15 protein-coding genes and 1 pseudogene are annotated in these 21,515 nt (G+C 67.3%); 9 read left to right on the top strand and 7 right to left on the bottom strand.

Going from position 1 to position 21,515, the window contains the following annotated elements:
* Positions 1 to 797: 797 nt before the first annotated feature.
* From IF11_RS40855 to eccCa, 5 genes and pseudogenes are all read right to left on the bottom strand, one after another.
* A complete protein-coding gene (locus tag IF11_RS40855; RefSeq protein WP_133243277.1) occupies positions 798 to 1,496 on the bottom strand; it encodes a hypothetical protein in 699 nt (232 codons plus the stop codon).
* 2 nt (positions 1,497 to 1,498) lie between these two features.
* Complete coding sequence (locus IF11_RS0112730; RefSeq protein WP_030351653.1) at positions 1,499 to 3,802, bottom strand: DUF6571 family protein; 2,304 nt, start codon at positions 3,800 to 3,802, stop codon at positions 1,499 to 1,501.
* Positions 3,802 to 4,247: pseudogene (locus tag IF11_RS42020) on the bottom strand (hypothetical protein). The gene IF11_RS0112730 and the pseudogene IF11_RS42020 overlap by 1 nt, the downstream one beginning before the upstream one ends.
* Before the next feature lie 74 nt (positions 4,248 to 4,321).
* Complete coding sequence (locus IF11_RS0112725; protein ID WP_030351652.1) at positions 4,322 to 4,891, bottom strand: hypothetical protein; 570 nt, start codon at positions 4,889 to 4,891, stop codon at positions 4,322 to 4,324.
* Positions 4,891 to 8,868, bottom strand: coding sequence for a type VII secretion protein EccCa (eccCa, locus tag IF11_RS0112720; protein ID WP_030351651.1), 3,978 nt, complete (start codon positions 8,866 to 8,868; stop codon positions 4,891 to 4,893). The genes IF11_RS0112725 and eccCa overlap by 1 nt, the downstream gene beginning before the upstream one ends.
* Positions 8,869 to 9,172: 304 nt before the next feature.
* Here eccCa and eccD point away from each other — a divergent pair, with 304 nt between their 5' ends.
* The 6 genes from eccD to IF11_RS0112690 all read left to right on the top strand — a co-directional run bounded on the left by eccD (position 9,173) and on the right by IF11_RS0112690 (position 16,337).
* Positions 9,173 to 10,681, top strand: coding sequence for a type VII secretion integral membrane protein EccD (eccD, locus tag IF11_RS0112715; RefSeq protein ID WP_030351650.1), 1,509 nt, complete (start codon positions 9,173 to 9,175; stop codon positions 10,679 to 10,681).
* A gap of 154 nt (positions 10,682 to 10,835) precedes the next feature.
* The gene (rpsO, locus tag IF11_RS0112710) at positions 10,836 to 11,126 is read left to right on the top strand and encodes a 30S ribosomal protein S15 (RefSeq protein WP_030351649.1); all 291 of its coding nucleotides are present in this window, start codon (positions 10,836 to 10,838) and stop codon (positions 11,124 to 11,126) included.
* A 366-nt stretch (positions 11,127 to 11,492) separates the two neighbouring features.
* Positions 11,493 to 13,718, top strand: a complete 2,226-nt coding sequence (locus IF11_RS0112705; RefSeq protein ID WP_030351648.1) for a polyribonucleotide nucleotidyltransferase — start codon at positions 11,493 to 11,495, stop codon at positions 13,716 to 13,718.
* Positions 13,715 to 15,091, top strand: coding sequence for a M16 family metallopeptidase (locus IF11_RS0112700; protein ID WP_030351647.1), 1,377 nt, complete (start codon positions 13,715 to 13,717; stop codon positions 15,089 to 15,091). Before IF11_RS0112705 ends, IF11_RS0112700 begins: the two co-directional genes overlap by 4 nt.
* A 36-nt stretch (positions 15,092 to 15,127) precedes the next feature.
* Positions 15,128 to 15,880 (top strand): 4-hydroxy-tetrahydrodipicolinate reductase, encoded by a 753-nt coding sequence (gene dapB / locus IF11_RS0112695; protein WP_030351646.1) that lies wholly within the window; start codon positions 15,128 to 15,130, stop codon positions 15,878 to 15,880.
* A gap of 4 nt (positions 15,881 to 15,884) precedes the next feature.
* Positions 15,885 to 16,337: a tetratricopeptide repeat protein gene (locus IF11_RS0112690; protein ID WP_030351645.1), complete on the top strand. Its 453-nt coding sequence runs from the start codon at positions 15,885 to 15,887 to the stop codon at positions 16,335 to 16,337.
* Positions 16,338 to 16,425: 88 nt separating this feature from the next.
* On the opposite strand, the gene IF11_RS0112685 is transcribed toward IF11_RS0112690, so the two are convergent.
* Complete coding sequence (locus IF11_RS0112685) at positions 16,426 to 16,971, bottom strand: hypothetical protein (RefSeq protein WP_030351644.1); 546 nt, start codon at positions 16,969 to 16,971, stop codon at positions 16,426 to 16,428.
* A 94-nt stretch (positions 16,972 to 17,065) separates the two neighbouring features.
* Positions 17,066 to 17,305 carry a hypothetical protein gene (locus IF11_RS0112680; protein WP_030351643.1) on the bottom strand — a complete coding sequence of 80 codons (240 nt, stop codon included), beginning with the start codon at positions 17,303 to 17,305 and terminating at the stop codon, positions 17,066 to 17,068.
* A 215-nt stretch (positions 17,306 to 17,520) separates the two neighbouring features.
* Between IF11_RS0112680 and thyX the strand changes: the two genes are divergently transcribed.
* From thyX to IF11_RS0112665, 3 genes are all read left to right on the top strand, one after another.
* Positions 17,521 to 18,258: an FAD-dependent thymidylate synthase gene (thyX, locus tag IF11_RS0112675; protein WP_030351642.1), complete on the top strand. Its 738-nt coding sequence runs from the start codon at positions 17,521 to 17,523 to the stop codon at positions 18,256 to 18,258.
* 200 nt (positions 18,259 to 18,458) lie between these two features.
* Complete coding sequence (gene dapA / locus IF11_RS0112670) at positions 18,459 to 19,358, top strand: 4-hydroxy-tetrahydrodipicolinate synthase (protein WP_030351641.1); 900 nt, start codon at positions 18,459 to 18,461, stop codon at positions 19,356 to 19,358.
* Between the two features lie 161 nt (positions 19,359 to 19,519).
* Positions 19,520 to 21,205 carry a ribonuclease J gene (locus tag IF11_RS0112665; RefSeq protein WP_030351640.1) on the top strand — a complete coding sequence of 562 codons (1,686 nt, stop codon included), beginning with the start codon at positions 19,520 to 19,522 and terminating at the stop codon, positions 21,203 to 21,205.
* Positions 21,206 to 21,515: the final 310 nt, after the last annotated feature.

Raw genomic sequence — 21,515 nt, 5'->3', positions numbered from 1 at the left:
GCAGTCAGCCGGACGCAGAGGCAGGGACTTGAGCGCCGACGTCATGGCGAAGCCGCTGGTCAACTGAGCTGTGAAAGCCAAAACCTGCGGCCGGACCGTTGCCCCTGCCGCAAGGCACCTCCATGGCGACCTTGTTATTCGTCGCGATGAAGGCTGCGGGTCCTGGGGCGAACGATTGCTCGACCGCCTTGGTGTAAGCGGTCGGATGTAAATACCTGGATGACGGTGAAGAGATTCTGGTTGGGGTGCGTTGAGTCGGCGCAGTCCTCCGTCTTTCCGGCGGCTCCGGTACCTGAGTAAAAGCATTTCTCGTTATCCGTTACCTGTCCGGGGTCCACCTTGGCATGCGCCCCGGCTACGTCGATCACGCCGACGCCTTTCCCTTTTCCCCACCATATGCGGCTCGCGATGACGGCGACTTTTCCATCCACGGTGATGCTGCATCGAGTGGTTCCGCCGGAGGGTGACGTCTTTTGCGTGGAGATCTTCTCTCCGGGCGGGGGGGCAGGAACGGTGACATTAGGTCGGGTTCCACGGTTATCCCGCACAGTGAGTCCGGTACGGCGTACTTCCGCTCCTCGGTTTTCAAGCTTGAGCGGGCTGCCAGTGTGGTTCCCTTGGCGACGACTGTCGCCAAGAACGCAACTTTTTTAGGTGTCAATGAGAGTCTGACACAGAAGTACATCCGACCTCGACTCAGCGCCCCCGCGGTCGCAGCGAACGACGAGAATCCGGATCGGCGCTTACCCTGAGATGCTCCAACATGACTCCTGTGGATCCTGTGCCGGGCGGATAGTTCAGCGGGTCACTGGCGCGGGGATTTCGGAAGGGAGCTGCGCTTCGTCCGAGCACCCCAACTCCGCTGCGAGGTGCCGCGATACGGAGTTGAGAATCGTCATCAGGTCCTTACTCGTGGTATCTCCTTCGAGCTGGTTACCAGAGGTGAACATGCTTCCATTTACGTACTTTGTGTCTCCCTTCGCGCCCTTTGTAGGGCACCGGAAGAACAGGTCTGCACCAGAGTCTGCGTCCGTGCGCGCGTACACGCCCATGGGGTAGAAGATCCGGTCTTTCTGATGGGTCGTCAGAGCCCCGGCCTGGTCTGGGTGATTAACGGATGCCTCGAAGTCCACGTCAATCAACGGATGGCCGCTCTTGTCGTCGGCCTTGTAGACAGTACAGGTGTTCCGCTGCGGAGTTGTTCCATGGAGATGTTTTGCAGCCAATTTGAGTGAGAACTTGTTCGGTTCACCTGCGTCGTTGGTTCCAGTGAGTTCTGTGAACTCGTCCGTCCCTGCGATCTTTTTCGGAGCTGCCGCAGCTGTGGTGTCCAGTGTTGATTGACATACCTTACTGGCAGGCGTCCATGAGGCATCTTCCTCGGCCTTCTGGTTGCACCCGGAGACTCCAGTGACAGCTACCAGTCCGCAAGCCGCCCACCGGAGTGCCCGCCCTTTAGGAACCTGAAATCTGCTGTATCCGCATTTCTGTGCCATGATCAGTCCTCCTTGTATGCGGCCCGCCCGCGGAAGTCGGTCTCGTGGGACCCCGTGCCGAGGTAGCTTTCCTTAATTTCTTTTATCCAGTTTTCGTCTTTGGCTATCTTCGTGGTGTCAGGGCTGTCCTTCAAGTATGCGTCGTAGCTGGATCCGAGGGAGTCTATTCCCTTTCCATAGAACTCCTGACTGGTCAGCTGGGCCTTCTCCCGGGGGTCGTCCTCGGCCCCCTGGACTCCTTTGTCGATTTGCTGTCCAATGAAAGTATTGACGGCTTCTCCGGCCAGATCCGTGGCGATCGGTGCGATAGCGATAGCCGCAGCTGTCGACCCTGGCACTGGGATTGCGGCCACTCCACCGGCAACGACCGCTCCAACAGCGAACTTTCCCCACTCTGCCGATCTACCAAGGGACTTGTTCGCCTCTTCGGCCTCGGCACCGTAGGTGACTTCTGCCTGCTGGACCCGTGCGTTGTCGAGGATTCCCCGTGCCTCGGCCTCCATGAACAGGGCATCCCTGCCGTGATTCATATTCACGTCGTTCGTGGGCGGATTGGCATCGAGCACGCTCAGCGAGTAGATGTGCTGACCGGTGGTTACGATGCCATGTGAGGTCTCGTTCTGCCCCAGTACGCTGAGGAAGTTGATGGCGTCCTGATTTGGGAAGTCCGCTCGCCCCGCGTACTTGGCGGGAAAGACCTCTGCGTCCTTCGCGTGATCCCCTAGACCAGAAAGGCTGTAATTGATGTCATCGATATAGGCGGCACCCATCTTGCCGAGACTGTCCGCCAGTTCGGGCTGGTCGTGCAACATCTTGGGCCCGTCCTCGCTGCCGTACAGGTAAGCGACCTGCTCCATGACCCCTGCCGTCGCCGCAGTGCGATGGTCCGCGCTACCCGGAGTGAGGGGGTCCTTGCCGGATGCCGCGGTGGCGTCGTAGGCGTACCCCGTGGTTGCTGCCTCCAGCGCGTGACCGAGTGAATCGCGTCCGGCGATGACCTTGTCGTCGCCGCCTATAACCGGGGCGTCGGACAGCCAAATCCGGTCCTTGGTGAGGTACTTGAGGTGATCGTTGACCTCGGATTCCTTGTCGACCGTGGCTACTGCGCCTTCCGGCTGGGCGAAGAACTGGGTCGAGGCGTCAGGATTGTGACCGAGCGCTTCGAGGAATCCGGTCATCGGGTCGCGGTCGAGGTCGTTCTTACCTGAAGGATTGAGGTTTCCGTTGTTAAAGTTATTGATCCAGGGGCTCATGTTTTCGACGTTGCGTTCCTTGTCGTAGGCGATGAGTTTGTCGCCGTAGTCGTTCAGGAACTGGTCGTCGTAGTCACCGAAGCGCATAAGGTTGCTCATGACCGAGAACCCGAGGGGGTCGCTGGCGTCGTCGATCCCGAGGCGATCCGGGCCGAGCTTCACCATCTGCCTTTCCCACTCGTCCATCTTGGCGCTGTCCGAGAGGGTGGCGGTGCCCAGCGTGATGCCAAGGTTCTTCTGTAGTTGCTTGGCCTGTTCCTTTTGCTCCGCGTCGTAGCCGTAACCCTGGTATGGATCGGCGATACCGGCGTAGAACTCCAGTGTCTTCTTCGGGCCGACGTCGGTGGCGAACTTCTCGGCGAAGAGTGGATCGTTCTTGTACTTGGCCATCGTGCTGTTGAGCTGGTTGAGCTCGGTGTTGGTCACATCATGAGGATTTTTCTTCATGATCTTGGCCATCTCTTCGGCCTTTTTGATGGCTTCCACGGCGGCGTCGCGGTCCTTGTAGTTGGCACCGGAGAAGCCGACCTTCGCCTGGTCGACGATGAGCCTGAGGGCTTTCGCCGCGCTGGTGTCGCTCTCGGTGGCCTTGTCGAGGATGCCCTTGATTTCGTCGCGGAAGCTGTCGACGTCGGCCTGGGTATGTTTGGGCACCTCGGTGCCTTTGGCGGCGCGGTCGGGGTGGATGTTCATCGTGACGGTGAAGGAGCCTTCGCCGGTGTCCATAACGGTGAGGTTCTTGTCCACGCCGCGTGAGATGGCTTCGTTGAGCTGGGTGCGGTAGGAGATGAGTTCGCCGCGTGTGTCGCCGAGGATGTTGGCGATGGTGTTTGCCTGGGTGTGGGCGTCGGCGAACTCGCCGGCGGTCTTGGCGATGAATTCGCGGGAGACTGTGGCGTTGGCGCCGGCCCAGTTGGCCTTGTCGGCCTTGGCCTTGAGGTTGTCCTTGGCGTCGTCCTGGAGGGTTTTGAGGTTCTTGGCCATTTCTTGCCAGTCGGTGATGGCTTCGCCGAGCTGGGAGAAGTTTCCGAAGCGGAGGGCGTCGAGGTCCATTACTTCTGGGTCCTTTCGTCGAAGCCCTCGTCGAGCTGGGAGATGCTGCTGAGGGTTCCGGCGATGTAGACCTCGTCGTCGGCGTGCGCGCCCTTGGTGAAGTCGAGGTGGTTGGATATGTGCGCGCACGCATCGAGAAGGGTGCGGGTCTGGTCGATCCAACGTGGGCTACGTGTTGGAGGGCTCCGCCGATGGCGAAGCCCTCGGTCTTGAGGCCGTCGGCGGCCTTCTGGGAGGCGGCACGGGCGTGGTCGCTGAACCGGTCGAAATCGCCGTGCAGCTTGAAGGCCGCGTCACCGATCGCGGCCAGGTCCGTCTGGTTGACCGCCAGATCGCCCTGCTGATTCCCCGGGCCCTGATCGCCGGGCAGCTGATTCAGCTGCATCTGCGTCGATTTCTTCTCGGCCGCCGCGGCCTTCAACTGCTCCCACTCGTCCCATGCCATCTATGGGTTCCTTCCCCCGTGCAGTATCTCCATCTACCTGGATGCACACCATCCGGCCTGAACAATTGTGCTCGCTAATCGCAGGCCCGGTCGGTCACTTGGGCCTTGAGGTTGTACACCCGAGTGTCCAAGTCCTCAGTGACAGGATCCGGCTCGCCGGCCCTCGGGCGTGCCGTCACTGTGATGCACACATCGCCGTCCGGCGCGGCCACTCGATAACGCTCCACGTCCCCGGACCTTGAGACGAGAACCGCAATCGGGTCGTCGGCTTCCGGTCCGCGGAGATCGGAGTTGATGTACTCGGCCCACGAGCCATCATTCTCACCAGCACCCGGGAACTTGTACTGGCCGTTGCTGTTCTCCAGCTCGTCCGCGGCCGTCCGCACCCGCTCCAGGATCTCGTCATGGTCCGGGCCGAATTCCACCATCGTGCTGAAGGCGTAGACGGAGGTCGCGGCCACCACGGCTCCGACGCTCAGCAGCGTGATCCGCTGCCCCCTGTACGCGGAGTCCGACGGCTCGTTCGCCGCCGGGTCCCGGAAGCGCCTCGCCTGGAACCGCCACCACATCCTCCGCTGGTCGGAAAGCCCCATGAGGAGGAGTACGAGAGCGAGCAGCGCGAGAAAGCCCCCGAGACCGATCATTACTGGTGCGCCTCCGGCATCAGTCCCGTCTGCACCAGCGGGTTCCCGCGCCGGCGCGAGACGAAGATTCCGCGTCCCACCGGCATCGGGCGCATCCTGACGTTGCCGAGCACGTCGCCTTCCTGCGGGTCGCCGGAGAGCAGCACACCCTGTGCGCCGAGTTCCGTCATCCGCTGCATGAACGGCTCGTACGCGGCCCTGCTCGCGCCCGCCGCGTTGCGGGCGATGATGAAGCGGACGCCCACGTCGCGAGCGAAGGGGAGCAGTTCCGTCAGCTTCGCCAGGGGGTTCCCGCTCGACGTGGAGACCAGGTCGTAGTCGTCCACGACCACGTACACGTCCGGGCCGCGCCACCAGCTGCGGTCCCGCAGCTGCTGTGCCGTGACATCCGCCGACGGTGTGCGCCGGCGCATCAGGTCGACCAGGGCGTCCACATGGTGCTCCATGTTGTTGGACATGGGGACGTACTCCGCCAGGTGCGTGGCCGGGGTGGCGTCCAGCAGTGCGCGGCGGTTGTCGATCACGAAGAGCTTGCACGAGTCGCCGTCGTACCGCTCGGTCAGCTGCTTGATGAGCAGCCGCAGGATGTTGGTCTTGCCGGCCTCGCTCTCGCCGAACACCAGGAAGAACGGGTCCTGTTCGAAGTTGACGAAGACCGGTTCCAGGTTGTTCTCGTCGATGGCGAAGGCGACCCCGCGCTCCGGGTGGGCGAAGCCCGCCGGGAGGTCCGCCATCGGCAGTTCGCGCGGCAGCAGCCGTACGGCAGGGGCGCCCGGTGCGGTCCAGTGCCGGGAGACCTCCTGGGTCATCGCGGCCGTGGCCTCCGACAGATCGCTGTCGGAGTTGATCCCGTCGATCCTCGGGACCGCGGCCATGAAGTGCAGCTTCTCCGGGGTCAGCCCGCGTCCCGGCACCCCCGAGGGGACATTGACCGCGGACTTGCGGTCCAGTTCGGAGTCCATCGTGTCGCCGAGCCGCAGCTCCAGGCGGTTCATCAGATGGTCCTTGAGATTGGCCCGGACCTCCATCGAGCGCGAGGCCGTGAGGATCACATGGATGCCGTAGCCGAGCCCGCGCGCCGCGATGTCCAGGACGGCCTGCTCCAGGCCCTCGTAGTCCGAACGGAAGTTGCCCCAGCCGTCGATGACCAGGAACACGTCACCCCACGGCTGCTCCGTCAGCGAGATGTCGCCGCGCGCCCGCAGCCTGCGGTACGTGGCGATGGAGTCGATGCCCGCGCCGCGGAAGTACTCCTCGCGCCGCGCCAGGATCCCGTACACCTCGGCGACCGCACGCCGTACCCGCTCGGGGTCGAGGCGCGAGGCCACCCCGCCGACATGCGGCAGGCCGGCGATCGACGACAGACCGCCACCACCGAAGTCCAGTCCGTAGAACTGGACCTCCTGCGGCGTATGGGTCAGCGCGAACGCCGAGATGATCGTCCGCAGCAGCGTCGACTTGCCCGACTGGGGACCACCGACGATCTGCATATGGCCCGCGGCCCCGGAGAAGTCCCGGTAGAGCGTGTCGCGGCGCTGCTCGTACGGCTTGTCGACCACACCGAGCGGTACGACGAGACGGCCCGCGCCCTCGAACCCGGGCTGCGTCAGCCCGCGTCCCTCCACCCCCGCGAGTCCCGGGAGCAGTTCGTCCAGCGCCGGCGGGTTGTCCAGCGGGGGCAGCCACACCTGGTGGGCCTCCGCGCCCCGGCCCTCCAGCCGCCGCACGATCACATCGAGTACGGAGTCGGCCAGCGCGTCGTCCTCGCCCGAACGCGCCTCGGGCACGTCGGGCCGGGTGGTGCTCGGCTCGACGTACCGTACGGGCACCGGAGCCGCCGTGAACGGTACGGGCCTGCGGTCCACCGGGAGCGGTCCGCCGGGGGCCGCCGCCTGCTGCTGGTTCGTGCGGTACACCCCGGAGACATAAGCGGCCTTGAACCGCACCATCTCGTCCGTACCGAACTTCAGATACCCGGAGCCGGGCACATTGGGCAGCTGGTACGCGTCGGGCACGCCCAGCGCCGCGCGGGACTCGGCCGCGGAGAACGTCCGCAGACCGATCCGGTACGACAGATAGGTCTCCAGACCGCGCAGCCGCCCCTCCTCCAACCGCTGTGAGGCCAGCAGCAGATGGACGCCCAGCGACCGCCCGATGCGTCCGATCTGCACGAACATCTCGATGAAGTCCGGCATGGCGGTGAGGAGTTCGCTGAACTCGTCGATGACCAGCACGAGCGAGGGAATGGGCTGGAGCGGCGCGCCCGCGGCCCGCGCCTTCTCGTAGTCGTGGATGTTGGCGTAGTTGCCCGCGTCGCGCAGCATCTCCTGCCGGCGGTTGAGCTCACCGCGGATGGAGTCGCCCATGCGGTCCACCAGCGTCAGATCGTCCGCGAGGTTGGTGATCACCGCGGCGACATGCGGCATCTGCGACATCCCGGCGAAGGTCGCGCCGCCCTTGAAGTCCGCGAGGACGAAGTTGAGGGTCTCCGAGGAGTGGGTGACGGCCAGGCCCAGTACGAGCGTACGCAGCAGCTCGGACTTGCCGGAGCCGGTCGCGCCCACGCACAGACCGTGCGGACCCATGCCCTCCTGGGCGGCTTCCTTCAGGTCCAGCATCACGGGTGTGCCGTCCTCGCCGACACCGATCGGGACCCGCAGCCGCTCCGCCTGCGAGCGCGGCCGCCAGGTGCGGGTGACGTCGACGGAGGCCGCGTCGCCCAGATTCAGCAGATCGGTGAAGTCGAGATTGGCGAGCAGCGGTTCGTCGTCGTCCCCGCCCGAGGCCACCGTCAGCGGCGCCAGCTGGCGGGCGAGCGCCTCGGCCGCCTCGGCGCTCAGCTGGTCGGGCGCGCCGTCGTACACCAGGCCGTGCCCCGACTCCAGTTGCAGCGAATCGGGGTGGACGACCACGGACAGCCCGCCGCGCGAGCCGGTGACCTCACCCGGGACGACCTCGATGACCGTCACCCCCTGAAGGCCCTCCGCCGCGGCGAGCGCCGACATGGCGGGTACCGACTGGCCGTCCAGTACGACGACGATGTGCGGCTGGTCGAGCAGCGGCTGACCGCCGGGCTGGAAGCGCGGACGGCCCTCCAGCCGGCCCGCCAGCAGCTCTTCCAGTTCCCGTGAGTCAGTGGTGATCAGACGCCGGCTGCCCGCGCCGTCGGTGCTGCCCGGGACCTGCACATGCGGAAGCCACTTCGCCCACTCCCACCGCGGGGCCGCCTCGCGCCCGGCGGCGATGGCGATGACCAGGTCGTCGGGGGAGTGCAGCGAGGCGAGCGAGCAGACCACCGCGCGGGCCGTGGAGCGTACGCACTCCGGCTCGCCGCTGACCGTCAGATGGTAGAAAGCGCGCAGCGAGACGGCCATCGGCAGCCCGCCCAGCGTGCTGTGCGCCGTCAGGAACTGCTGCATCGCCCCCGCGGTGAGCGGCTCCAGATCGTCCACCGGCGCCGTCTCGGGCGCGATGAGCGGGGTCGCGAGCTGCTGGCTGCCCAGACCGATGCGCACCTGCCCGAAGTCGACATCGCCCACCCGGCGTTCCCACACCCGGCTGCCCTCGGCGACCAGCGCCCACAGCTGCTCCGGCGACGGATGGAGGTAGTACTGCGCGTCACGCTGGAGGCGTGCGGTGCGCAGTACCGTGCGCCGGGTCTGCGTCAGGTACTTGAGATAGTCGCGCCGCATGTCGGCGAGCTGGCCCTGGGTGCCCCGCCGGTAACGGACCAGCATCGCGATGGCCATGGCGACCGTCGACGCGATCATCACCATGCCCATGATCCGCATGATCGGGTTCGGGGTCATGAAGAAGAAGACGACCGAACCACCCATGCCCAGCATCGGCAGCAGCTGCATCAGCGCGCCCTCCTGCTGTCCTCGCGGCAGCTCGGGCGGAGGTTGCACTTGCACCTGCTCGCCGGGCACTTCAGCAGGCAGGACCCGTGGTGGGCGCTTGACGACGATCTGGCTCACAGCTCACCAATTCCCTTGCCGGACGGAATGTTTCCTATCGGCGCCCCCGTGGCGACGGGTTCCATCCGCGGGGAGGGATCCTACTTGCGTAGCGGATGAGGGCTTGGCGGTAGGGTGGCGCGACGCGTTTGCGCACCCGTGAACTACTGCAAAAAACTGGGTGATTCGGGTCGTAGTGGGAGGCCCGGCATCAGCGCGCGGCCCACGGTCCACACGGTCCGCGCACAGGATCCGCGCATCGGATCCACGCATGCGGTCCATGCACACGATCCATCAGAACCACAAGGGGGAGCAGCAGGTGAGTATGACGGCCCAGACGGCCCAAGCGGCGGCCGCCGGAACCGGTCACCCCGGTCCCGCGGCTCCGGCCGGCGGCGGAACCGGCTTCTGCCGGATCACGGTCGTCGCGCCGGACGGCCGCGTCGATGTGGCACTGCCCGAGGACATCCCCGTCGCCGATCTCTACCCGGAGATCCTCAGGCTGTCGGGACAGAGCCCCGCGGAGGGCGCCCCGGTCGGGTACCACCTGGTACGCCGGGACGGCACCGTACTCGACAGCGCGCGCTCCCTGGCGGCTCAGCGCATCCTCGACGGCGAACTGCTCTCGATGCGGCCCTTCGCCGAGTCCCTGCCGCCGGCGGTCTTCGACGATGTCTCCGACGCCGTCGCCTCCGCCGTCGCCCGCGACAGCACGCTCTGGACCGATGGCCTGATGCGCGGCGCCGGGCTCTTCGGCGGCTCGGTCCTGCTGGTCCTGCTCTCCTTCGTGCTGTGGACCGCAGACCCCCGGCACGACATGCACGGCCTGCCCGGCATCCTCGCCGCCGTCACGGCCGTCCTGCTGCTCGCCCTCGCCGGCGTACGCGCACGCATCTACGACGACCGCGGCTCGTCCATCGCCCTGGGCATCGGATCACTGGCGAACGCCGGCGTCGCCGGTTCCGGGCTGCTGTCGCTCGCGCAGGGCCAGGGCCCCGGAAGGCTCCAGTTCCTGCTCGCCTGCGCGGCCGTGCTCGTCGCCGCGGTGATCCTGATGATCGTCACCCCGAGCGGGGACGGTGCCTTCGTCGCGTTCGTGTTCGCCGCCGCCGTCGGCCTGCTGGTGACCTTCGCCGCGATCATGACGGACATGGCGCCCGCCGAGACCGCCGCGGTCTGCGCCCCGCTCGCCGTGGGGGCCCTGGCGTTCCTGCCCGGCCTCTCCACCCGCTTCGCCCGGCTCCCCATCGGCTTCGAGCCGCCCCGTACGTCCGTCGGCGACTACGGCGCCGAGCCCGTCCCGCAGGGCCCGGTCGACGCTGAGCGCATCGCGGCCCAGGCCCGGCGCGGTCATGAACTGCTGGTCGGACTGGTCGGCGGCTGCGCGCTGGTGGCTGTGGGCGCCGCGGCGGTGCTCGGCTTCTCCGACAACGTGTGGGGGCAACTGCTCGCGCTCGCCACCGGCGTCGCCATGCTGATGCGCGCCCACCTCTTCCGCTACACCGCCCAGGTCGGCTGCGCCCTGGGCGCGGGCCTCGGCGCCCTGGCGCTGCTGGTGCTGGGGCTCTGCCTCAACCCGCCCTCGGATCTGATCCGCGAGGCCCTGCGGGGTGACGGCACGGCGCTCGACATCCGTACGGTCTGGCTCATCACCGCGGTCGCGGCCGTCGCCGCCCTGATCACCGCCATCGGCCTGATCGTGCCGAGCAAGGGGGTGACCCCCTTCTGGGGCCGCTTCCTGGAGATCGCGGAGTCCTTCGTCCTGCTGACGCTCGTACCGCTCTGTCTGGCGGTCTTCGACGTCTACCACTCCATCCGGGCGCTGACCTCCTGAACGGGCTGGTACGCTACGTAGCGGCCGTTTGTGTACGCGTTCCGGGACCGTCCGGAACAGCGCCCAACGGATCCCCGCCTCCCGAGTAACGGAAGCTCCCCAGAGTATTCGACCTGGGGCACTCGGTGGCCACGAAGACCCACGAGGAGTACGCGTGTCGCTCGACGCCGCTACGAAGAAGCAGATCATGACCGAGTTCGGCACCAAGGAAGGTGACACCGGCTCCCCCGAGGTCCAGGTCGCCATGCTGTCGCGCCGGATCTCGGACCTGACCGAGCACCTCAAGACCCACAAGCACGACCACCACTCCCGTCGTGGTCTGCTCATCCTGGTCGGTCAGCGCCGTCGGCTGCTGCAGTACCTGGCCAAGAAGGACATCCAGCGCTTCCGTACGCTGGTCGACCGCCTGGGCATCCGCCGCGGTGCGGCCGGCGGTGCCAAGTAAGACACCGTGAAGGGAGCGGTTCCCACTTCCAGGGGGCCGCTCCTTTCGCGTACGCGCGTACGTTCTGTCGCGTACGCACGCGGGTACGGGCGGGCCGGCCACCCCCGTACCGGGCCCACGAGCGCCCCGCCCGGGACAACCGGAATGTCATCCCGCGGCGAAGCTCAGTAATCTGGTCGCACGAGCACAACTGAAGAGGAGGAGCGAACTCCGCCGCCGCCGGTCCTCGGTAGTGGCCTCCGGATGGCGCGCGGCCCATGCCGCGGCCCCGGGTGCTTCGATCGAAGACCGGCCCGCACCAAGGAGCGCTTCTCCGCCACGTCCCCTGCCACACGGGCACCGGACGAACACGAGGAGAAAACACTAGTGGAGAACGAGACCCACTACGCCGAGGCCGTTATCGACAACGGAACCTTCGGTACCCGCACCATCCGCTTCGAGACGGGACGGCTCGCCAAGCAGGCCGCCGGTTCCGCCGTGGCCTACCTGGACGACGACACCATGGTGCTGTCGGCCACCACCGCTTCGAAGAAGCCCAAGGACCAGCTCGACTTCTTCCCCCTGACGGTGGACGTCGAGGAGCGGATGTACGCGGCCGGCAAGATCCCCGGCTCCTTCTTCCGCCGGGAGGGCCGGCCGTCCGAGGACGCGATCCTCACCTGCCGCCTGATCGACCGCCCGCTGCGCCCCTCCTTCAGGAAGGGCCTGCGCAACGAGATCCAGATCGTCGAGACGATCATGGCGCTCAACCCCGACCACCTGTACGACGTGGTCGCCATCAACGCCGCCTCCTGCTCCACGCAGCTGGCCGGCCTGCCCTTCTCCGGCCCGATCGGCGGCACCCGTGTCGCCCTGATCAAGGGCCAGTGGGTCGGTTTCCCGACCCACACCGAGCTGGAGGACGCCGTCTTCGACATGGTCGTCGCCGGCCGCGTCCTGGACGACGGCGATGTCGCGATCATGATGGTCGAGGCCGAGGCCACCGAGAAGACCATCCAGCTCGTCAAGGACGGCGCCGAGGCTCCCACCGAGGAGATCGTCGCCGCCGGTCTGGAAGCCGCGAAGCCCTTCATCAAGGCGCTCTGCAAGGCTCAGTCCGACCTCGCCGCCAAGGCCGCCAAGCCCACCGGCGAGTTCCCGGTCTTCCTCGACTACCAGGACGACGTCCTGGAGGCGCTGACCGCCGCCGTCAAGAGCGAGCTCTCCCAGGCGCTCACGATCGCCGGCAAGCAGGACCGCGAGGCCGAGCTGGACCGCGTCAAGGAGCTCGCCGCCGAGAAGCTGCTCCCGCAGTTCGAGGGCCGCGAGAAGGAGATCTCCGGCGCCTACCGCGCGCTGACCAAGTCCCTGGTGCGCGAGCGCGTCATCAAGGACAAGGTCCGTATCGACGGCCGCGGCGTCACGGACATCCGTACGCTCGCCGCCGAGGTCGAGGCCATCCCGCGCGTGCACGGCTCGGCGCTCTTCGAGCGTGGCGAGACCCAGATCCTGGGCGTCACCACCCTCAACATGCTTCGCATGGAGCAGCAGCTGGACACCCTCTCGCCGGTGACCCGCAAGCGCTACATGCACAACTACAACTTCCCGCCCTACTCCGTCGGTGAGACCGGCCGCGTCGGTTCACCGAAGCGCCGCGAGATCGGCCACGGCGCGCTCGCCGAGCGCGCGATCGTGCCGGTGCTGCCGACGCGCGAGGAGTTCCCGTACGCGATCCGCCAGGTCTCCGAGGCGCTGGGCTCCAACGGCTCGACGTCCATGGGCTCGGTCTGCGCCTCCACCATGTCGCTGCTGAACGCCGGTGTGCCGCTCAAGGCCCCCGTCGCCGGTATCGCCATGGGCCTGATCTCGCAGGAGATCGACGGCAAGACGCACTACGTCGCCCTCACCGACATCCTCGGTGCGGAGGACGCCTACGGCGACATGGACTTCAAGGTCGCCGGTACGAAGACCTTCGTCACCGCGCTCCAGCTCGACACCAAGCTCGACGGCATCCCCGCCTCGGTCCTGGCCGCCGCGCTGAAGCAGGCCCGCGACGCCCGCCTCCACATCCTCGATGTGATGAACGAGGCCATCGACGTCCCGGACGAGATGTCCCCGAACGCCCCGCGGATCATCACCGTCAAGATTCCGGTGGACAAGATCGGTGAGGTCATCGGCCCCAAGGGCAAGATGATCAACCAGATCCAGGAGGACACCGGCGCCGACATCACTATCGAGGACGACGGCACGATCTACATCGGTGCCGCCGACGGCCCGGCCGCCGAGGCCGCCCGCGCCACGATCAACGGCATCGCCAACCCGACCATGCCGGAGGTCGGCGAGCGTTACCTGGGCACGGTCGTCAAGACCACCACCTTCGGTGCGTTCGTGTCGCTGCTCCCGGGCAAGGACGGTCTGCTGCACATCTCGCAGATCCGCAAGCTCGCCGGCGGCAAGCGCGTGGAGAACGTCGAGGACGTCCTCGGTGTGGGCCAGAAGGTCCAGGTCGAGATCGCCGAGATCGACCAGCGCGGCAAGCTCTCCCTGATCCCCGTCATCGAGGGTGAAGAGGCCGGAGAGTCCGAAGAGGCGAAGGACGAAGCCGCGAAGTGACAGCCAGCTCCAGGGCGACGGCCCGCACCTCCTCGGAGGCGCGGGCCGTCGCCCGTACCCAAACCCTGCTCAAGGGCGAGAACGGCATCGGTACGGTCCGCCGTACGACCCTCCCCGGCGGCCTCCGCGTCGTCACCGAAACCCTTCCGTCGGTACGCTCCGCGACCTTCGGGATCTGGGCACAGGTCGGCTCCCGCGACGAGACCCCGGCGCTCAACGGCGCCACGCACTATCTGGAGCACCTCCTCTTCAAGGGCACGAGCCGGCGCAGCGCCCTGGACATCTCCTCCGCCATCGACGCGGTCGGCGGCGAGATGAACGCCTTCACGGCGAAGGAGTACACCTGCTACTACGCGCGGGTGCTCGACACCGATCTGCCGCTGGCCATCGATGTCGTCTGCGACATGCTCACCGGCTCGCTCATCGAGGCCGCCGACGTCGACGCCGAGCGTGGCGTGATCCTCGAAGAGATCGCCATGACCGAGGACGACCCGGGCGACTGCGTACACGACCTGTTCGCGAAGACCATGTTCGGCGACTCCCCCCTCGGCCGGCCGGTCCTCGGCACCGTCGACACCATCAACGACCTCGACCGCGACCGGATCGCGCGCTTCTACAAGAAGCACTACGACCCGACGCGTCTCATCGTCGCCGCCGCGGGCAACATCGACCACGCCACGGTCGTACGGCAGGTCCGCAAGGCGTTCGAGAAGGCCGGCGCCCTGTCCCGTACGGACGTCACGCCCCTGGCGCCCCGCGACGGCAGCCGCGCCGTACGTACCGCGGGCCGGGTCGATCTGCTGGACCGCAAGACCGAGCAGGCCCATGTCGTGCTCGGCATGCCCGGCCTGGCGCGCACCGACGAGCGCCGCTGGGCGCTCGGCGTGCTGAACACCGCTCTCGGCGGCGGCATGAGCTCACGGCTCTTCCAGGAGGTACGGGAGAAGCGCGGGCTCGCCTACAGCGTCTACTCGTACACCTCGGGGTTCGCCGACTGCGGGCTCTTCGGGGTCTACGCGGGCTGCCGCCCCAGCCAGGTCCACGACGTCCTGAAGATCTGCCGCGACGAGCTCGACCGAGCCGCCGAGGAAGGGCTCAGCGACGAGGAGATCGGCCGCGCCATCGGCCAGCTCTCCGGCTCCACCGTCCTCGGTCTGGAGGACACCGGCGCGCTGATGAACCGGATCGGCAAGAGCGAGCTGTGCTGGGGCTCCCAGATGTCCGTGGACGACATGCTGGGGCGGATATCCGCCGTCACCCCCGACGACGTACGCGCGGTCGCCCGCGACGTACTGGGACACCGTCCCTCGCTGTCCGTCATCGGACCCCTCAAGGACAAGCAGGCGGACCGCCTCGACGACGTGGTCTCCTGACCGGGCCGCACCCCCGACGCTGAAGGAAGCAGAGCAATGAGCAAGCTGCGCGTGGCCGTTCTCGGAGCCAGGGGCCGTATCGGCGCCGAGGCGGTACGGGCCGTCGAGGCCGCCGACGACCTGGAACTGGTCGCGGCCCTCGGCCGGGGCGACAAGCTGGAGACCCTGGTGGAGACCGGCGCGCAGGTCGTGGTGGAACTCACCACCCCGGCCTCGGTGATGGGCAACCTCGACTTCTGTGTACGCCATGGAATCCACGCGGTCGTCGGCACCACGGGCTGGACCGACGAGCGGCTCGCGCAGCTGAACACCTCGCTGGCCGCCTCCCCGGAGACGGGGGTGCTGATCGCGCCGAACTTCTCCATCGGCGCGGTCCTCACCATGAAATTCTCCGAGACGGCTGCCCGCTACTTCGAGTCGGTCGAGATCGTCGAGCTGCACCATCCGAACAAGGTCGACGCGCCCTCCGGCACCGCCGTCCGTACGGCCCAGCTGATCGCGGCGGCCCGCGCCGCGGCGGGCAGCGCCCCGCAGCCCGACGCCACGGTCACGGCGCTGGACGGCGCGCGCGGCGCCGATGTCGACGGGGTGCCGGTGCACTCCGTACGGCTCCGTGGCCTCCTGGCCCACCAGGAGGTCATCCTCGGCGGCGAGGGCGAGACCCTCACCGTCCGGCACGACTCCCTGCACCACAGCAGCTTCATGCCGGGCATCCTGCTCGGTGTGCGGCGCGTGGTCTCCGCCCCCGGCCTCACCTTCGGCCTGGAACACTTCCTCGACCTGAGCTGACCCCATGCGTGCAAAGATCACCTACTGCGTCACGGCCGCCGTTCTGGTCGTCTACTTCGTCCTGGTCGGCAGCCGGGGAGTGCTGCTGATCGAGCACGGCACGGCGCTCACCATCACTTTCGGTGTCGCGGTGCTGGTCCTGCCGCTCATCGGTATCTGGTTCCTCTGGAAGAACACCCAGTTCGTCGCCCGAGCCAACCGGCTGGCGGCGGAGCTGGACGCCGAGGGCGGCCTGCCGGTCGACACGCTGGTCCGTACGGCCGGCGGCCGGATCGACCGGGACTCCGCGGACGCCGTCTTCGCCGAGCGTCGCGCCGAGGCCGAGGACTCACCCGACGACTGGCGCTGCTGGTTCCGGCTCGCGATCGCCTACCACGACGCCCGGGACACCCCGAGGGCCCGCAAGGCGATGCAGCGGGCCATCGCGCTCCGTGACGGCAAGCCCGTACGGGTCTGACCGCCGCAAGAACCGCGTACGACAGAGCGGGGCCCGGCCTGCCATGGCCGGACCCCGCTCTGACCGCTCTCCCGCCCGTACAACGGCGTCAGGCGCCCCGGTACTCGTCGCCCCATGCCTCCACGGCGTCGGCGGCCCGGTCGAACGCTTCTCCGCGCGACAGGAAGTCCGCGTTGTGGTCGGTGAGCAGCTGAATCGGCTCACCCTGGCGGCGTACGACGACGAGCGCCTGCCCCTGAACGGTGCGCGGCAGCCCGAGCCAGCGCACCGGCTGCTGGACAGTGCGTACGGCCGTGGCCCGGTCCCAGGGCACGGTCTTCGTCAGCAGCAGGCCCACCCGGCGTACGCCGTGCCGGCTGACCCACGCGCCCATCCGGAGCAGGCGCAGCGCGGCGGCGATCACCGCCGCCGCGACCGCCAGACACACCCCCGCGCCGGACAGCGCGCCCGCGAACGCGATGATCATCGCCGCGAGCAGAACGAACGAGGCGAGCAGCAGAAGCAGCGCCGCCGCCACCACGCGCCAGGGGCCTGGGCGGTACGGACGCCGCCAATGATCATGATCGTCGAAGGGCAGCGCGACATCATCGGTCGCGTCAAAAGCCCGGTCGGCCGTCAGGAAGGGCAGGGGCACGACTGATCCTCACTCACAAGCACGCTCGATTGCTGTGCCCGGTGAGGCTACCGATCACCGGCCCGCCCGGACCACCCCAGGGGGGCCGGACGAGTCAGCGGCCCTGTGACGCCTCGGACTGCTGCGTGTGCCCGGACGACTGATTCGTGTCCAGGGACGGCAGTCCGAAAAGCAGCGCGCCGGTGAACCCGGCGGCGACGGTCAGCCCGATCAGCGTACGGCTGACGAGCTCGGACGTGCTGGCCCGCTGTTTGGGCGGGGGCGCGACGTTACTGCGGAAGCTTTCGGCCTCGGCGACGAATGCGAACGGGACGGCCTCTCGCCGGCGGAACATGGAGGGACTCTCCTTGCGATCTCGTGGTGGAACGCGGCTGGTGTGTCAGCCGCTACTCAGTGAGACGAACAACAGCGTCATTCGGTGCCCTATTTCCCCGAATTGACCAATGAACGCCGCGCGAGGTGCTCCCGTCCGCCGCTCCGTCCGTCGCTGTCAGTGCCGAGCCGTAGAGTGGGCGCCGCCCGTGCGATGCGACTGGAAGGAACCCGCCGGTGAGCGACACCCCCACCGAGACCAAACCGAGCTTCCGCAGCGATGTCACCGTCGAGCTGGTCAAGCACGCCGCCGGTGATTCCGATGTGCTGTGGGCGGCGCGTGTCTCCACCGCCGGCGAGCAGTCCCTGGAAGAGCTCTCGAAGGACCCCGAGCGGTCGAAGGGACTCATCAATTTCCTGATGCGGGACCGCCACGGCAGCCCCTTCGAGCACAACTCGATGACCTTCTTCATCAGCGCCCCGATCTTCGTCTTCCGCGAGTTCATGCGGCACCGCGTGGGCTGGTCGTACAACGAGGAATCGGGCCGCTACCGCGAGCTCCAGCCGGTCTTCTACGTCCCCGACGCGTCGCGCAAGCTCGTCCAGGAGGGCCGCCCGGGGAAGTACGTGTTCGTCGACGGCACGCGCGAGCAGCAGGAGCTGACCGGCCGCGTCATGGAGGAGTCCTACGTACGGGCGTACGGGGCGTACCAGGAGATGCTGGCGGCGGGGGTGGCCCGTGAGGTGGCCCGTGCCGTGCTGCCCGTCGGCCTCTTCTCGTCGATGTACGCGACCTGCAACGCGCGCTCGCTGATGCACTTCCTCGGCCTGCGCACCCAGCACGAACAGGCGAGGACCCCGTCCTTCCCGCAGCGGGAGATCGAGATGGTCGCGGAGCGGATGGAGCAGCACTGGGCGCAGCTCATGCCGCTCACCCATGCGGCCTTCAATGCCAACGGCAGAGTCGCTCCCTAGGGGGCGCTCCGGGCCTGTCCGGGGCACAGATGTACGGTCGGCCGAGTGAAGTGTCCGTATTGCGGCGTTTCGAGAAGTTCATCTAGGCTGATCAAACGGACCCGGCACTGCTTGAACCCCCGAGCAGGCAGTGCCGGGCTCCTCTTGTCCCGTCCCCCCAAGGGGACACGGTGAGCTGAGCAGCGAGTAGCGTGTTACCCATGGCTCCGATCTCCACTCCGCAGACCCCCTTCGGGCGGGTCCTCACCGCCATGGTCACGCCCTTCACGGCGGACGGCGCAATCGACCTCGACGGTGCCCAGCGGCTCGCCGTCCATCTCGTGGACGCGGGCAACGACGGCCTGGTCCTGAACGGCACCACCGGTGAGTCGCCGACCACCAGTGACGCGGAGAAAGAGCAGCTGGTACGGGCCGTCCTGGAGGCCGTCGGAGACCGGGCCCATATCGTCGCCGGCGTCGGCACCAACGACACCCGCCACAGCCTGGAGCTGGCCCGCACGGCCGAACGCGCCGGAGCGCACGGACTGCTCGCGGTGACCCCGTACTACAACAAGCCCCCGCAAGAAGGCCTTTTCCGGCACTTCACCGCCATCGCGGACGCGACAGGCCTGCCGGTCATGCTCTACGACATCCCGGGCCGCAGCGGTGTCCCCATCGACACCGAGACGATCGTCCGGCTCGCCCAGCACCCGCGCATCGTCGCCAACAAGGATGCCAAGGGCGACCTCGGCCGCGCCAGCTGGGCCATCGCCCAGTCCGGACTCGCCTGGTACTCCGGCGACGACATGCTCAACCTCCCGCTGCTCTCGGTCGGCGCGGTCGGTTTCGTCTCCGTCGTCGGCCATGTGGTCACCCCGGAGCTGTGCGAACTCCTCGACGCCCACCTCACCGGTGACGTCCAGAAGGCCACCGAGATCCACCAGAAGCTGCTCCCGGTCTTCACGGGCATGTTCCGCACCCAGGGCGTCATCACCACCAAGGCCGCGCTCACCCTGCAGAAGCTGCCGGCCGGACCGCTGCGCCTCCCGCTCGTCGAGCTGTCGGACCATGAAACGGCTCAGCTCAAGATCGATCTCGCGGCCGGCGGGGTACAGCTCTAATCACAGACTTCACAACTGAATACGCGAAGACATAGTCCATCGAGACGAACCGACACGTCGGTTCACACAGACATCGGTCCACACAGACAACAGCAAGTGCACGAATGTCATGCGCGCCACGTGCCTCTGCGGCACGTGGCGTGCGTGGTGAGGAGAGTCTTTTGAGTCATCCGCATCCTGAACTCGGCGCGCCGCCGAAGCTGCCCAAGAACGGCCTGCGTGTCACCCCGCTCGGAGGTCTGGGCGAGATCGGCCGCAACATGACGGTCTTCGAGTACAACGGCCGTCTGCTCATCGTCGACTGCGGCGTCCTCTTCCCCGAGGAGGAACAGCCCGGTATCGACCTGATCCTGCCGGACTTCACCACCATCCGGGACCGTCTCGACGACATCGACGGGGTCGTGCTCACCCACGGCCACGAAGACCACATCGGTGGCGTCCCGTTCCTGCTCCGGCTGAAGCCCGACATCCCGCTGATCGGCTCCAAGCTGACCCTCGCGCTGATCGAGGCGAAGCTCCAGGAGCACCGCATCCGCCCGTACACCCTTGAGGTCACCGAGGGCCACCGCGAGCGCATCGGCCCGTTCGACTGTGAGTTCGTCGCGGTCAACCACTCCATCCCGGACGCCCTGGCTGTCGCCATCCGCACCCCCGCGGGTATGGCGGTGCACACCGGCGACTTCAAGATGGACCAGCTCCCGCTGGACCGCAGACTGACCGACCTGCCCACCTTCGCCAAGCTCGGCGAGGAGGGCATCGACCTGCTGCTCTCGGACTCCACCAACGCGGAGGTCCCGGGGTTCGTCCCGCCCGAGCGCGATATCTCGAACGTCCTGCGACAGGTCTTCGCGAACGCGCAGAAGCGGATCATCGTGGCGAGCTTCGCGAGCCACGTCCACCGCATCCAGCAGATCCTCGACGCCGCCCACGAGTACGGGCGCAGGGTCGCGTTCGTCGGCCGCTCGATGGTCCGCAACATGGGCATCGCCCGCGACCTGGGCTATCTCCGGGTCCCGGCCGGTCTGGTCGTCGACGTCAAGACACTTGACGACCTCCCCGACCACGAGGTCGTCCTCGTCTGCACCGGCTCCCAGGGCGAGCCGATGGCCGCGCTCTCGCGCATGGCCAACCGCGATCACCAGATCCGGATCGTCCAGGGCGACACGGTCATCCTGGCGTCGTCCCTCATCCCGGGCAACGAGAACGCGGTCTACCGCGTCATCAACGGCCTGACCCGGTGGGGCGCGAACGTCATCCACAAGGGCAACGCCAAGGTCCATGTCTCGGGCCACGCCTCGGCCGGCGAGCTCCTGTACTTCTACAACATCTGCAAGCCCAAGAACCTGATGCCGGTCCACGGCGAATGGCGCCATCTGCGCGCCAACGCCGAACTGGGCGCGCTGACCGGGGTCCGCAAGGACCACATCGTCATCGCGGAGGACGGCGTGGTGGTCGACCTGGTCGACGGCAGGGCCAGGATCGTGGGCAAGGTCCAGGCCGGCTACGTCTATGTGGACGGTCTGTCGGTCGGCGATGTGACCGAGACCTCCCTCAAGGACCGCCGCATCCTCGGCGACGAGGGCATCATCTCGGTCTTCGTGGTGGTCGACTCCACCACGGGCAAGGTCGTCGGCGGCCCGCACTTCCAGGCCCGCGGCTCCGGCATCGAGGACACTGCGTTCTCCGCCGTACTGCCCAAGGTCGAAGAGGCCATCGGCAAGGCGGCCGCGGACGGCGTCGCCGAACCGCACCAACTCCAGCAGCTCGTACGCCGCACGGTGGGCAAGTGGGTCTCTGACACGTACCGCAGGCGCCCGATGATCCTGCCCGTGGTGGTCGAGGTCTGACGTATCTGACGCATCGTCCGATGCGTCACCTGGAGCGGGGGGCCTCGATTTGCTTCGAGGCCCCCCGCTCCAGTACGTTTACGGCTCCACCTCGACGGGAACCCGGGTTAATCATATGCCTGGAGCCTTCCGAATCGGCGGGTGGGAATCCGACTCGGATCACTCTGATAAAGTCGGAATCGCCGGAAAGGGAAACGCGAAAGCGGAAACTTGGAAGGCGGCCCCGCTCCGACGGGGAATCGGACACGAAAGAGTCTGATAGAGTCGGAAACGCAAGACCGAAGGGAAAAGCCCGGAGGAAAGCCCGAGA

It is taken from the genome of Streptomyces scopuliridis RB72, from assembly GCF_000718095.1.
Taxonomy (GTDB): Bacteria; Actinomycetota; Actinomycetes; order Streptomycetales; family Streptomycetaceae; genus Streptomyces; species Streptomyces scopuliridis.
Note: the sequence above shows the minus strand (reverse complement) of the source record. Positions and strands in the feature narration are given on the sequence as shown.

Coding starts and splice junctions, on each gene's coding strand:
- IF11_RS40855 (WP_133243277.1), bottom strand. CDS start 1,496: ATGGCACAGAAATGCGGATACAGCAGATTTCAGGTTCCTAAAGGGCGG.
- IF11_RS0112730 (WP_030351653.1), bottom strand. CDS start 3,802: ATGGACCTCGACGCCCTCCGCTTCGGAAACTTCTCCCAGCTCGGCGAA.
- IF11_RS0112725 (WP_030351652.1), bottom strand. CDS start 4,891: ATGATCGGTCTCGGGGGCTTTCTCGCGCTGCTCGCTCTCGTACTCCTC.
- eccD (WP_030351650.1), top strand. CDS start 9,173: ATGACGGCCCAGACGGCCCAAGCGGCGGCCGCCGGAACCGGTCACCCC.
- dapB (WP_030351646.1), top strand. CDS start 15,128: ATGAGCAAGCTGCGCGTGGCCGTTCTCGGAGCCAGGGGCCGTATCGGC.
- IF11_RS0112690 (WP_030351645.1), top strand. CDS start 15,885: ATGCGTGCAAAGATCACCTACTGCGTCACGGCCGCCGTTCTGGTCGTC.
- IF11_RS0112680 (WP_030351643.1), bottom strand. CDS start 17,305: ATGTTCCGCCGGCGAGAGGCCGTCCCGTTCGCATTCGTCGCCGAGGCC.
- dapA (WP_030351641.1), top strand. CDS start 18,459: ATGGCTCCGATCTCCACTCCGCAGACCCCCTTCGGGCGGGTCCTCACC.